The sequence below is a fragment of the Pseudomonas gingeri genome, from assembly GCF_013386165.1.
GTDB classification, from domain to species: Bacteria; Pseudomonadota; Gammaproteobacteria; order Pseudomonadales; family Pseudomonadaceae; genus Aquipseudomonas; species Aquipseudomonas gingeri_C.
Genome location: NZ_JACAOS010000035.1, coordinates 1 through 12,591 on the forward strand (window position 1 = coordinate 1; position 12,591 = coordinate 12,591).

Annotated in this window: 11 protein-coding genes; 6 read left to right on the forward strand and 5 right to left on the reverse strand. The window is 60.9% G+C overall.

Going from position 1 to position 12,591, the window contains the following annotated elements:
• From HX866_RS33315 to HX866_RS33325, 3 genes are all read right to left on the reverse strand, one after another.
• On the reverse strand, positions 1–712 hold a 712-nt coding region (locus tag HX866_RS33315), incomplete at its 3' end, for an ABC transporter permease subunit (protein WP_177141248.1).
• On the reverse strand, positions 709–1,851 hold the full coding sequence (locus tag HX866_RS33320) for an ABC transporter ATP-binding protein (protein ID WP_177093700.1): 1,143 nt from the start codon (positions 1,849–1,851) through the stop codon (positions 709–711). The genes HX866_RS33315 and HX866_RS33320, both read right to left, overlap by 4 nt.
• A 223-nt stretch (positions 1,852–2,074) precedes the next feature.
• Entirely contained in the window at positions 2,075–2,836 is a 762-nt protein-coding gene (locus tag HX866_RS33325) for a gamma-glutamyl-gamma-aminobutyrate hydrolase family protein (RefSeq protein WP_177093701.1), read from the reverse strand.
• A gap of 278 nt (positions 2,837–3,114) precedes the next feature.
• Here HX866_RS33325 and HX866_RS33330 point away from each other — a divergent pair, with 278 nt between their 5' ends.
• The 3 genes from HX866_RS33330 to HX866_RS33340 are packed head-to-tail and all read left to right on the forward strand — an operon-like array spanning position 3,115 to position 7,366.
• Positions 3,115–4,491, forward strand: a complete 1,377-nt coding sequence (locus HX866_RS33330) for a glutamine synthetase family protein (RefSeq protein WP_177093702.1) — start codon at positions 3,115–3,117, stop codon at positions 4,489–4,491.
• Positions 4,492–4,539: 48 nt separating this feature from the next.
• Positions 4,540–6,030, forward strand: coding sequence for an aldehyde dehydrogenase (locus tag HX866_RS33335; protein WP_177093703.1), 1,491 nt, complete (start codon positions 4,540–4,542; stop codon positions 6,028–6,030).
• Positions 6,031–6,082: 52 nt separating this feature from the next.
• Positions 6,083–7,366, forward strand: coding sequence for an NAD(P)/FAD-dependent oxidoreductase (locus HX866_RS33340; protein ID WP_177093704.1), 1,284 nt, complete (start codon positions 6,083–6,085; stop codon positions 7,364–7,366).
• A 59-nt stretch (positions 7,367–7,425) separates the two neighbouring features.
• Here the strand turns inward: HX866_RS33340 and HX866_RS33345 are convergent, their stop codons facing one another.
• Positions 7,426–7,803: a cupin domain-containing protein gene (locus HX866_RS33345; RefSeq protein WP_177141249.1), complete on the reverse strand. Its 378-nt coding sequence runs from the start codon at positions 7,801–7,803 to the stop codon at positions 7,426–7,428.
• Positions 7,804–7,828: 25 nt separating this feature from the next.
• Positions 7,829–9,865 (reverse strand): NADH:flavin oxidoreductase, encoded by a 2,037-nt coding sequence (locus tag HX866_RS33350; protein WP_177141250.1) that lies wholly within the window; start codon positions 9,863–9,865, stop codon positions 7,829–7,831.
• A gap of 135 nt (positions 9,866–10,000) precedes the next feature.
• Between HX866_RS33350 and HX866_RS33355 the strand changes: the two genes are divergently transcribed.
• The 3 genes from HX866_RS33355 to HX866_RS33365 are packed head-to-tail and all read left to right on the forward strand — an operon-like array spanning position 10,001 to position 12,566.
• Positions 10,001–10,651, forward strand: coding sequence for a TetR/AcrR family transcriptional regulator (locus HX866_RS33355; protein ID WP_177141251.1), 651 nt, complete (start codon positions 10,001–10,003; stop codon positions 10,649–10,651).
• Between the two features lie 32 nt (positions 10,652–10,683).
• Positions 10,684–11,523 carry a pyrroline-5-carboxylate reductase family protein gene (locus tag HX866_RS33360; RefSeq protein ID WP_177141252.1) on the forward strand — a complete coding sequence of 280 codons (840 nt, stop codon included), beginning with the start codon at positions 10,684–10,686 and terminating at the stop codon, positions 11,521–11,523.
• Positions 11,524–11,564: 41 nt separating this feature from the next.
• On the forward strand, positions 11,565–12,566 hold the full coding sequence (locus tag HX866_RS33365) for an ABC transporter substrate-binding protein (protein ID WP_177093709.1): 1,002 nt from the start codon (positions 11,565–11,567) through the stop codon (positions 12,564–12,566).
• Positions 12,567–12,591 lie beyond the last annotated feature (25 nt).

Genomic DNA, 12,591 nt, shown 5'->3' on the forward strand with positions numbered 1-12,591 from the left:
CCGGGATAAACACCAGCATTGCACCTGCGATGATGCCGTTCTTCGACAGCGGCACGGTGATCTTCCAGAAGCTGTTGAAGGTACTCGAACCCAGGTCCGAGGCGGCTTCCAGCAGACTCTGGTCGTGTTTCACCAGATTGGCGTAGAGCGGCAGGATCATGAACGGCAAATACGAATACACCACGCCGATATACACCGCGAGGTTGGTATTGAGGATCTGCAACGGCTCGCTGATCAACCCGGTCCACATCAGGAAAGCGTTCAACAACCCGTTGTTGCTGAGAATCCCCATCCAGGCGTAGACGCGGATCAGGATCGCCGTCCAGGTCGGCATCATGATCAGCAGCACCAGCACGGTCTGCAATTCCTTGCGCGCCCGGGAAATGGCGTAGGCCATCGGATAGCCGATCAACAGGCACAACAGGGTGCTGAAGAAGGCCATCTTCAGCGACCCGAGGTAGGCCGCCAGGTACAGGTCGTCATCCCCGAGCATCGTGTAGTTGCCGAGGTTGAGGATGATCTGCAGCTTCTGCTCAACGAAACCATAGATCTGCGTGTAGGGCGGAATCGCCACGTCTGCTTCGGCGAAGCTGATCTTCAGGACGATGAAGAACGGCAGCATGAAGAACAGGAACAACCAGAGGAACGGAATCCCGATGACCGTTTGGCGGCCACTGGGGGTTATGCGTTGCACCAGGGTTTTCAGGCTCATGAGCGCAGTACCACGCCGCTGTCGTCTTCCCACCAGACGTAGACTTCATCGCCCCAGGTCGGCCGCGTGCCACGGCGTTCGGCATTGGCGACAAAGGACTGCACCAGCTTGCCGCTCGGCAGCTCGACGTAGAACACCGAGTGGCCGCCCAGGTAAGCGATGTCGTGGACCTTGCCGCTGGACCAGTTGTGCTCGCACTCGGGTTTCTGCAGGGTGACCAGCAGTTTCTCCGGGCGAATCGCATAGGTGATCGACTTGTCCTGCACCGAGGTACTGACGCCATGGCCCACATAGATATTCCGGTCCAGGTCCTTGCAACCGATCACCGCGTGGCCCTCGGCATCGTCGATGACCGTGCCGTCAAAGGCGTTCACGTTGCCGATGAACTCGCAGACCAGGCGGCTGACCGGGGTTTCGTAGATGTCCACCGGGCTGCCGATCTGGGCAATCCAGCCCAGGTGCATGATGGCGATGCGTTCAGCCATGGTCATGGCTTCTTCCTGATCGTGGGTGACCATGACGCAGGTCACGCCGACGCGCTCGATGATCTCGACCAGCTCAAGTTGCATCTGTGAACGCAGCTTCTTGTCCAACGCGCCCATCGGTTCATCGAGCAACAGCAACTTCGGCCGTTTGGCCAACGAACGCGCCAGGGCCACCCGTTGACGCTGGCCGCCAGACAGTTGGTGCGGCTTGCGCTTGGCGTACTGGCTCATCTGCACCAGCTTGAGCATCTCGGCGACCCGGGCATCGATTTCGCTGGCGGGCAGACGGTCCTGCTTCAGGCCGAAGGCGATGTTCTGCGCCACGGTCATGTGCGGGAACAGCGCATAGGATTGGAACATCATGTTGATCGGCCGCTCGTAGGGCGGTAGATCGGTGATGTCGACGCCATCGAGGAAGATCCGTCCTTCGGTCGGGCGCTCGAAGCCGGCGAGCATACGCAGCAAGGTGGATTTACCCGAACCCGATCCGCCGAGCAGGGCGAAGATCTCGCCCTTCTTGATTTCCAGGGACACATCGTCCACGGCAATCGTCTCATCGAACTTCTTTGTGACCCTGTCTATTTTGACCAGCACCTGCTTCGGTGCCTGCTGACCTTCAAGAGCCTTCCTGTAGATGCTGGAGGCGTTTGCCATGTGAAACTCCCAACAGGTTTCAGTCGCCGGGCCAACACGGCCCGACTTAATAGTTGATTGCCAACCCACAGCGAGCGGGTTGATTCGGCGCCGCCGTCCTGGCTGCCTGGTCGTGCTTGTTGTTATCGCGGTGTGTGGCTGTCGTGAGGGACTGGCGCGCCAAGGCACGCCCGTCCGCTTCACGGGGGCAGTTAAATCGTTGGAGAGAGGCTGAGGTCGTCAGTCAGCGGCTATCGCGAAGCGCCGCGCGTTGCCGGCAGGCCTCGCCAAACGCCTGGAAAATGCTCAGGTAGGGCGGGTTGTCCAGGACCTGCCATTCCGGGTGCCACTGCACGCCGACGGCAAACGCCTGGCTGTGCTCGACGGAGATCGCCTCGATCAAGCCATCCGGTGCGACGGCTTCGGCACGCAGGCCGGGGGCCAGTCGGTCGATGCCCTGGCTGTGAATCGAATTGACCTGGAATACCCGTGGCAGATCCAGCGCTTCGAACACGCCGCCCGGTTGCACGTTGACGGCGTGGGCCGGTGCGTACTGCACGGCGACATCCGGATGATCCGCTTCGCGGTGATCGAGGAAGCCGGGAAGTTCGTGGACTTTCTGATGCAGGCTGCCACCGAACGCCACGTTCATTTCCTGAAAGCCGCGGCAGATGCCAAGCACCGGAATGCCCGCAGCAATCGCGGCACGTACTAGAGGAAGGGTGGTGGCATCGCGTGCCGGGTCGTGATCCGTGCCGGGTGCGCTGGCAGGACCTTGATAGTGGAAGGGTTCCACATTCGACGGCGAGCCGGTCAGCAACAAACCATCCAGATGGGCGAGCAGCTCATCGATCTCGGTCAGTTCAGCCAGGGAAGGAATGACCACCGGCAGCCCCAGTGCCGCGACGCTGACAGCACGCAAGTACTTGTCGCCGCTGACGTGGTAGGGGTGCAGGCCAATCTGTTTGATGCACGCAGTAACGCCGATCAATGGCTTGAGTGCCATTTTTATCACCTCGAAGTTTCACACTTGAACGAGCTTTTCCGGAGCTTAGCCTTGTTAATTTTAATTAACAACTCTCGTGTAAAAAATTCTAAACGCCGTGCGTCTGGTGTTCATGATTTATGGACGCCGAAAGGCTGACCTGGCTCATTTGTGCCGAATTACGGCCTGTAGGATAACGATGAGAGGCCGAATGTTCGCTATTGACTTCACTTTGCCTTTCGGATTGACTGGCTTCGTGAAAGGGCGGTGAACATTATAATTAACACAATAGGTGCCTCATGTCGGTCCCCCTGCGTGCTGTTCAGCTCAACGAAGCGAACGCATTCCTTAAGAAATATCCTGAGGTTTTGTACGTCGACCTTCTGATTGCGGATATGAACGGCGTGGTGCGCGGCAAGCGCATCGAGCGCACCAGTCTCCACAAGGTCTACGAAAAAGGCATCAACCTCCCGGCGTCGCTGTTTGCCCTGGACATCAATGGTTCGACGGTGGAAAGCACCGGCCTGGGTCTGGACATCGGCGACTCGGATCGAATCTGCTACCCCATCCCCGATACCCTCTGCATCGAGCCTTGGCAGAAGCGCCCGACCGCGCAACTGTTGATGACCATGCACGAGCTGGAAGGCCAGCCCTTTTTCGCTGACCCACGGGAAGTGTTGCGCCAGGTCGTGAGCAAGTTCGATGACATGGGCCTGACCATTTGCGCGGCCTTTGAACTCGAGTTCTACCTGATCGACCAGGACAACGTGAACGGCCGTCCGCAGTCGCCACGCTCGCCGGTGTCCGGCAAACGTCCGATGTCGACCCAGGTCTACCTGATCGATGACCTCGACGAATACGTCGACTGCCTGCAGGACATCCTTGAAGGAGCGAAAGAGCAGGGCATTCCAGCGGATGCCATCGTCAAGGAAAGCGCCCCGGCGCAGTTCGAAGTCAACCTGCATCACGTCAACGACCCGATCAAGGCCTGCGATTACGCGGTGCTGCTCAAGCGTCTGGTGAAGAACATCGCCTACGACCATGAGATGGACACCACCTTCATGGCCAAGCCGTATCCGGGCCAGGCCGGCAATGGTCTGCACGTGCATATCTCGATTCTCGACAAGGAAGGCAACAACATCTTTGCCAGCGAGGATCCCGAGCAGAACGCCGCCTTGCGTCACGCGATCGGCGGTGTGCTCGAGACCCTGCCGGCGCAGATGGCCTTCCTCTGCCCGAACGTCAACTCGTACCGGCGTTTCGGCGCGCAGTTCTATGTGCCGAACTCGCCGAGCTGGGGCATCGACAACCGGACCGTGGCGGTGCGTGTGCCAACCGGTTCCGCCGATTCGGTGCGGATTGAACACCGGGTCGCCGGTGCCGATGCCAACCCGTACCTGTTGATGGCGTCCGTCCTGGCCGGTATTCACCACGGCTTGACCCACGAAATCGAACCGGGCGCTCCGGTGGAAGGCAACAGCTACGAGCAGAACGAGCAGAGCCTGCCGAACAACCTGCGTGATGCTTTGCGCGAGCTGGACGACAGCGAAGTCATGGCCCGCTACATCGACCCGCTGTACATCGATGTCTTCGTGGCGTGCAAGGAAAGTGAGCTCGCCGAGTTCGAGAACTCCATCTCGGACCTTGAGTACAACTGGTACCTGCACACGGTTTGATCGGCTGATCGCGGTCATTTACTTGTTTCTCTGCATCGAGTCACTTCAATGACAAACACCCGCAGCGACTGGGAGCAACGCTTTCAGTCCTTGACACTGGAAGGCCGTGCATTCATTGACGGCCAATACCGCCCGGCACTCAGCGGTGCCACCTTTGAATGCATGAGCCCGGTGGACGGTAGCTTTCTGGCGAACGTCGCCAGCACCGACGAGGCCGACGCCAATGCGGCGGTGCTCGTGGCGCGCCAGGCCTTCGAGTCCGGCATCTGGGCCAAACAGGCCCCGGCCGAGCGCAAGCGCATCCTGATTCGTTTCGCCGATCTGATTCTGGCGCACCAGGAAGAACTGGCGCTGCTGGAAACCCTGGACATGGGCAAGCCCATCAGCGATTCCATGGCCATCGACATTCCGGCGACTGCCAACGCGATCCGCTGGAGCGCCGAAGCGATCGACAAGCTCTACGATGAAGTCGCGGCCACGCCGCACGACCAACTGGGGCTTATCACCCGTGAACCCGCAGGGGTTGTCGCGGCCATCGTGCCGTGGAATTTCCCGCTGATCATGGCCAGCTGGAAGTTCGCTCCGGCCCTGGCGGCCGGTAACTCGTTCATCCTCAAACCTTCGGAAAAGTCGCCCCTGACGGCTATCCGTATCGCCCAGTTGGCGCTGGACGCGGGTATTCCGAAAGGCGTGTTCAACGTTCTGCCGGGCTTCGGTCACACCGTCGGCAAAGCGCTGGCGTTGCACATGGACGTCGACGTTCTGGCCTTTACCGGCTCGACCGCGATTGCCAAGCAACTGCTGATCTACGCCGGCCAAAGCAATATGAAACGCGTTTGGCTCGAAGCCGGGGGCAAGAGCCCGAACGTGGTGTTTGCCGACGCGCCGGATTTGCGCGCGGCGGCCCAAGCGGCGGCCGGCGCCATTGCCTTCAACCAGGGTGAAGTCTGCACCGCCGGCTCGCGCCTGCTGGTGGAACGCTCGATTCGCGAGCCGTTCATTGCCTTGCTGGTCGAAGCACTGCAAGCCTGGAAACCGGGGCATGCCCTGGACCCGGCGACCACGGTGGGCGCGCTGGTCGATCAGCGCCAACTGGAGTCGGTGCTGCGCTACATCCAGCTCGGCAAAGACCAGGGCGCGCAACTGATTGCCGGCGGCAATCGCGTCCTCGAAGACACCGGTGGCCTGTACGTGGAGCCGGCGATTTTCGATGGCGTGACCAATGCCATGACCATCGCCCGGGAAGAGATCTTCGGCCCGGTGCTGTCGCTGATCACCTTCGACACCGAGCAGCAAGCCCTGGAAATTGCCAATGACAGCATCTTCGGCCTGGCCGCCGGCGTGTGGACCAGCAACCTGAGCAAGGCCCACACCTTTGCCCGTGGCCTGCGCGCCGGCAGCGTCTGGGTCAACCAGTACGACGGCGGCGACATGACCGCACCGTTTGGCGGGTTCAAACAGTCGGGTAACGGTCGAGACAAATCGCTGCATGCGTTCGACAAATACACCGAACTCAAAGCGACCTGGATCAAGCTCTGACACCTTTGCAACGACGGTCGTCGGCGCGTGCCGGCGGCCATCGGAGAGATTTATGAAACAAACACATGTAAACAGTTACTACGCCGCGACCCGCAATCACACCGGTGACTTCCCGGTGCTTGAAGAGTCGGTGGAGTGTGATGTCTGCGTCATCGGTGCCGGCTACACCGGCCTGTCCTCGGCGCTGTTCCTGGCCGAAGCGGGCTACAGCGTGACCGTGCTCGAGGCCGCGAAAGTCGGTTTCGGGGCCAGTGGTCGCAACGGCGGTCAACTGGTCAACTCCTACAGCCGTGACGTTGATGTCATCGAAGCCCGCTACGGCGACAAAACTGCCGAAGTCCTTGGCAGCATGATTTTCGAAGGCGCCGACATCATCCGTCAGCGCATACAGCACTACGACATCCAGTGTGATTACCGTCCGGGTGGCATCTTTGCCGCGCTGAACAACAAGCAGCTCAAAGGCCTGGTCGAGCAGAAAAGCAGCTGGGAGCGTTACGGCAACAAGCACCTGAAAATGCTCGACGCGGCCGAGATCAAGCGCGAGGTGGGTTGCAACAACTACGTCGGCGGTCTGTTGGACATGCAGGGCGGCCACATCCACCCGCTGAACCTGGCCCTGGGCGAAGCCTCAGCCCTGATCGGCCTGGGCGGCAGGATCTTCGAACAATCGGCTGCGGTGGACATCACTTACGGCGAGCCGATCACCGTGCGTACCGCCAAAGGCGTGGTGCGGGCCAAGTACCTGCTGATCGCCGGTAACGCCTACCTGCCTCAGGACCTCGACAGCCGCGTGACCCGCAAAAGCATGCCCTGCGGTTCGCAGATTGTCGTGACCGAGCCGTTGTCGGAAAAAGTCGCCCGCAGCCTGATCACCCACAACTACTGCGTCGAAGACTGCAACTACCTGCTCGACTACTACCGCCTGACTGCTGACAACCGCCTGCTGTACGGTGGTGGTGTGGTCTACGGTGCCCGCGAGCCGGACGACATCGAGCAACTGATCAAACCGAAAATCCTCAAGACCTTCCCGCAACTGAAGGACGTGAAAATCGACTACCGCTGGACCGGCAATTTCCTGCTGACCATGTCACGCATGCCGCAATTCGGTCGTATCGAGAAAAACGCCTACTACATGCAAGGCTACAGCGGCCACGGCGTCACCTGCTCGCACCTGGCCGGCAAACTGATCTCGGAAGTGATTCGCGGCGACGCCGAACGCTTCGATGCGTTCGCCTCCTTGCCGCACATGCCGATGATCGGTGGACGGACCTTCCAGGCGCCGCTTACCGCCATGGGCGCCGCGTATTACGCCCTGCGTGACCGTTTCGGGATCTAGCGCCAATGCAACCGGCGGCCTCCGCAAAGGGACCGTCGGCCATCGTCTGCCGCGTCTATTCAACGCCGGGTATAAATCACCATCAGGATGGCCCCCTGTGCCGAACCCGCGCTGTGTGCCGCATCCGGTGCACGGCAACAGTAGTCGCCGACATTCAGTGTTCGATCCTGATCAAAGAATGAGCCTTGCAGTACGAATAACTGCTCCAGTTCCCCTTCATGGGTGTGGCTGGCGACATGGGCGCCGGGATCGACCTTCATCAGCAGGGTCTTTTCGCCGCGCTCGGCGTCCTCGAACAGCGGCTTGGTCCAAAAGCCCTCAGCCGCCGTCGGCAGCCATTCATCAGTCGAAGACGAATGATAGAGCGAGCCTCTGACCGGGCCTTGAATGCCGTTCTTGGCGGTAATTCTCCAGGATGGGGCTTCATTGTCTGGCATGTTCTTCACCGGGGAGCGGGTTGCTTTACAAGTCCTTGACCAGTCGCAAGGCATCGTAGATCGCGGCATGGGTGTTGCGGGCCGCCACTGCATCGCCGATGCGAAACAGCTGGAAGCGGCCGTTCGGGTTGGTCACGACCTGCTGCGGGTGGCCGACGATCAGGTCCAGGTGTTCAACCACGCCGCCATTGCTCGACGCCGGTTTCAGCTCGAAATACAGTTCGTCCAGCGGCCGGGTGCCGTGGTTGACCACCACTTGATCGACTCGCCGGACCTTGCGCGCATTGCCATAGTCACTGTCGATGCTGGCCAGCAGCTCCTGGCCCTCGCGCGCGACGGCGAGCAGGCGGAAGGTGACCGTGAAGGTGGTGTCCAGCGCTTGCAGAGAGCGCATGTAGGGCACCAGGTTCATGGCCATGACTTCCGGGGCAAAGGTCCGGTCCGGCGTCATGATTTCGATTTTGGCGCCACTTTTGGCGATGAACTCGGCGGCTTGCAGGCCGGCATGATCACCGGCATCGTCGAACAGCAGGACATTGCGGCCGGGTTTCACATCCCCGGAAATAATGTCCCAGGCCGAGACCACCAGCTCGTTGCCGGCCGAGAGAATCTCGGTGTGGGGCAGGCCGCCGGTGGCGATGATCACCACGTCGGGGTTTTCATCGTGCACGGTGCTGGACTCGGCCCAGGTATTGAAGCGAAAGGTCACGCCCAGCTTCTGGCACTGGGCCATGCGCCACTCGACGATGCTGATCATTTCCCGCCGGCGTTCCGATTGCGCGGTGAGTCGGACCTGCCCGCCGGCCTGGTTGGCGGCTTCGAACACCAGCACCTCATGGCCGCGTTCCGCTGCCACCCGCGCCGCTTCCAGCCCGGCGACGCCGGCGCCGACAATCACGATCTTGCGCTTGTTCGGCGCCTTGGGGATGTCATGGGGCATGCTGGTTTCGCGACCGGTGGCCGGGTTGTGGATGCAGTAGGCGGCCCCGCCCTGGTAGATCCGGTCCAGGCAATAGTTGGCGCCGACGCAGGGACGAATGTCCTCCTCACGACCCTCGATGATCTTGCGCACGATATGCGGATCGGTCATGTGCGCGCGGGTCATGCCGACCATGTCGACCTTGCCCGAGGCGATGGCGTAGCGGGCGGTGGCCACGTCCGGAATCTTCGCCGCATGAAACGTGGGGAAGTCGGTGGCGGCGCGAATCTCCCCGGCGAAGTCCAGGTGCGGCGAGTTGCGCATGCCCTGGATCGGAATCAGGTCAGTCAAGCCGGCGTCGGTGTCGATATGGCCGCGGACCACGTTAAGGAAGTCCACCATGCCGCTGTCTTTCAGGCGTCGGGAGATGTCCAGGCCATCGGCCTGGGTCAGCCCCCCGGGCATTTGCTCGTCGCCGGTATAACGCACGCCGACGATAAATTCATGGCCGACGCGTTGGCGAATGGCCCGCAGAATCTCGAAGGTAAAGCGCAGCCGATTGTCGATGGAGCCGCCATAGGGTGCATCGAGATCGTTGGTCAGCGGCGACCAGAACTGATCCATCAGATGCCCGTAGGCTTGCAGCTCGATGCCATCCAGGCCGGCGGCCTTCATCCGTTCGGCGGCGTCGGCATAGTCCTTGATGATGCGTTCCACATCCCAGTCTTCCATCTTCTTCGGGAAGGAACGATGGGAGGCCTCGCGCTCGAACGACGGCGACACCACCGGCAACCAGTCGCCCTTGTCCCAACGGGTGCGCCGGCCCAGGTGCGTCAACTGGATCATCACCGCAGCGCCATGTTCGTGGCAGGCGTCGGTCAGGTCGCGCATCCAGCCGACCACCTCATCCTTGTAGGCGAGGATGTTGTTGAACACCGGCGGGCTGTCCCGTGAAACCGCAGCAGACCCGGCGGTCATGGTCAGGGCCACGCCGGCCTTCGCCCGCTCCACGTGGTAGGCGCGATACAGATCCTTGGGCATGCCGTCGACCGGATAGGCCGGTTCGTGGGCGGTGGTCATGATGCGGTTGCGCAGAGTCAGGTGCTTCAACTGATAGGGCTGGAGGAGCGGATCATTCAGCATCGTCAAGACTCTCCGGAAGAGGGCGAGGACCTAAGTTGAAATTACGTTAGGGCGAAATGTACACCTGTGTCAACACACTAGACACAGGTGTACATTTTGCTTGCGCGGTGTGAAGTGAGGGATTAGGATCGAGCCATGAACGAACAGACCAAAGCAGTAGAAAGCGGCTGGCGAGGGTCCCTGGAAGGGTGGCTCGATGCCGCGTATGAGAGCCTGACCGAGTGCGGTGTCGACACCGTGCGGGTGATGCCCCTGGCCAAGAAGCTGGGGCTGTCGCGAACCAGTTTCTATTGGTTCTTCAAGGATCGCGAAGAGTTGCTCGGCGCCCTGATCGAACGTTGGCGGGTGAAGAACACCGGCAATCTGATCGCCCAGACCGAGTGTTATGCCGAGAGCATTGCCGAGGCGATGCTCAATGTTTTTGACTGTTGGCTGAACCCCGAGCTGTTCGATTCCCAGTTCGAGTTCGCCATGCGCAGCTGGGCCTTGCAGTCCGCTGAAGTGGCCGAACATATCCGGGTCGCCGACATCGCCCGACGTGAAGCCTTGATCCGCATGTTCATGGGCTTCAACTACGAGTTTGACGGCGCCGATGTGCGGGCGCGAACGATTTACCTCACACAGATCGGCTACATCAGCACCAACACCCGAGAGGACATCGGGGAGCGAATGCGGCGGATTCCCGAGTACGTGAAGATCTTCACGGGCCAGGAACCCCAGGAGCGCGAGTTGAAACGCTTCTACTCGCGCCATGGCTATGACGCTTCAGCGTCCAGCCCGCAATGACCGCGACTTCTGACTGACGAAGGCAGGTTCCTATGTGCGACGCACCCACGATAGGCATTATCGGTGGATCGGGATGGCTTGGCCGCTCGATTGCCCTGGCGCTGCTCGAGAAGGCGCTTATCCAGCCCGAGGCGTTGGTGCTGTCGAACCGTAGCGGTCACCACCCGTTACCGAGTGGCAGGTGGTCGCAGGTGACACTGACGTGCGACAACCAGGCCTTGGTGGAACGTAGCGAGGTGGTCATCCTCGCCGTACGGCCAGAGCAGTTTGCCGAGGTGGAAATTTTCGCTGAAAACCGCCTGGTGATTTCCTTGATGGCCGGCGTGCCACTGGCGGATGTGGTAGCGCTGACCGGCAGCCGCCAGGTGATCCGCGCCATGCCCAATGCCGCCGCGCAAATCGGCAAGTCCTACACGCCCTGGTTGGCCGCGCAGGCGGTCAGTGATCCACAGAAAGCCTTCGCCCAGCGACTGTTCGAAACCTTCGGCGGCGCCGACCAGATCTTCAGCGAAGGCCATTTGAACTACCTGACGGCGCTGGTGGGGACCGGGCCGGCGTACCCGGCGCTGCTGGCGCGCAGCCTGCTCGAACACGCCGTGGGCACTGGCTTGCCTCCCGCCATTGCCCTGCGCGCGGTGAGTGCCGTCGTGGTGGACGCCAGCCAACTGATCGGCCATGGCTACGGCATCGATGAACTCTTGCAGACCCTCATCAGTTACCACGGCGTCACCGCCGCGGGCCTTGAAGCCATGATTGCCGGCGGCTTCGATAAAACAATAAAAGCAGGTCTGGATTCGGCGGCCTCGGTCGCCAATGCCATGGGTCCATTTGTCCATTCTGCTGACACCCAAGAAGGTCCGATGACGCGGTAGTTGGCCCTTCCTAACTCTGGCCGCAATCGAGGTTAGCGTTTATGAATATAAAGTCTTTCTCGAAGACGGGACTTGCCCTGGGGATCGTCGCCTTCAGTGGATGGGCGGCAGCGGCTGAGTGTGGTGATGTGACCATCGCCAACATGAACTGGCAATCGGCCGAGGTTATGGCCAACGTCGACAAGTTGATCCTCAATGCCGGCTACGGCTGCAATGCCAGCCTGGTCACCGGGGACACGGTGCCGACGATCACCTCGATGGCTGAAAAAAGCCGCCCCGACATCGCTCCGGAAGGTTGGATCGACCTGGTGCCCGAAGTCGTCAGGAGCGGCATTCAGAGCGGTAACCTGATTCAGGCGGCGAACTCCTTGTCCGACGGCGGCTCCCAGGGTTGGTGGATTCCCAAGTACATCGCCGACGCTCACCCGGACATCAAGAGTTTCGATGATGTGAAGAAGCACCCTGAACTGTTCCCGGCCCCCGACGACGCGAAAAAAGGTGCGATCTACAACGGTCCGCAAGGCTGGGGCGGCACGGTGGTCACCAGCCAGTTCTACAAAGCGTACGGATTCGAGAAGGCCGGCTTTGTGCTGGTCGATACCGGTTCGGCGGCGGCGCTGGACGGCTCCATCGCCAAAGCCTACGAACGCAAGGCGCCCTGGTTGGGGTTTTACTGGGCACCCACGGCCTTGTTGGGCAAGTACCCGATGGTCAAGCTGGATAATGGCCGTGCGGTCGATCCGGTGGAGTGGAAGCGCTGCAACACGGTCGCCGACTGTCCTGATCCAAAACCCAACGGCTGGCCCATCGACCGGGTCTATACCTTGACCACCAAGTCCTTCGCCGCGCGTTCGCCCACCGTCATGGCCTATCTGAACAAACGCGCCTGGTCCAATACCACGGTGAACAAACTGATTGCCTGGATGACCGATAACCAGGCCACCGGCGAGGAGGGCGCCAAGTACTTCCTGAAAAACAACGAAGCGCTGTGGAGCCAGTGGGTCAGCCCCGAGGCGTCCGGCAAGATCAAGGCGTCGCTGTAATCCCATGGAGCATGCAGCCCGTTGC

Bases quoted from the DNA above. Each gene is read 5' to 3' on its own strand.
- HX866_RS33320 (WP_177093700.1), bottom strand. From the start codon at position 1,851: ATGGCAAACGCCTCCAGCATCTACAGGAAGGCTCTTGAAGGTCAGCAG.
- HX866_RS33325 (WP_177093701.1), bottom strand. From the start codon at position 2,836: ATGGCACTCAAGCCATTGATCGGCGTTACTGCGTGCATCAAACAGATT.
- HX866_RS33330 (WP_177093702.1), top strand. From the start codon at position 3,115: ATGTCGGTCCCCCTGCGTGCTGTTCAGCTCAACGAAGCGAACGCATTC.
- HX866_RS33335 (WP_177093703.1), top strand. From the start codon at position 4,540: ATGACAAACACCCGCAGCGACTGGGAGCAACGCTTTCAGTCCTTGACA.
- HX866_RS33340 (WP_177093704.1), top strand. From the start codon at position 6,083: ATGAAACAAACACATGTAAACAGTTACTACGCCGCGACCCGCAATCAC.
- HX866_RS33345 (WP_177141249.1), bottom strand. From the start codon at position 7,803: ATGCCAGACAATGAAGCCCCATCCTGGAGAATTACCGCCAAGAACGGC.
- HX866_RS33350 (WP_177141250.1), bottom strand. From the start codon at position 9,865: ATGCTGAATGATCCGCTCCTCCAGCCCTATCAGTTGAAGCACCTGACT.
- HX866_RS33355 (WP_177141251.1), top strand. From the start codon at position 10,001: ATGAACGAACAGACCAAAGCAGTAGAAAGCGGCTGGCGAGGGTCCCTG.
- HX866_RS33360 (WP_177141252.1), top strand. From the start codon at position 10,684: ATGTGCGACGCACCCACGATAGGCATTATCGGTGGATCGGGATGGCTT.
- HX866_RS33365 (WP_177093709.1), top strand. From the start codon at position 11,565: ATGAATATAAAGTCTTTCTCGAAGACGGGACTTGCCCTGGGGATCGTC.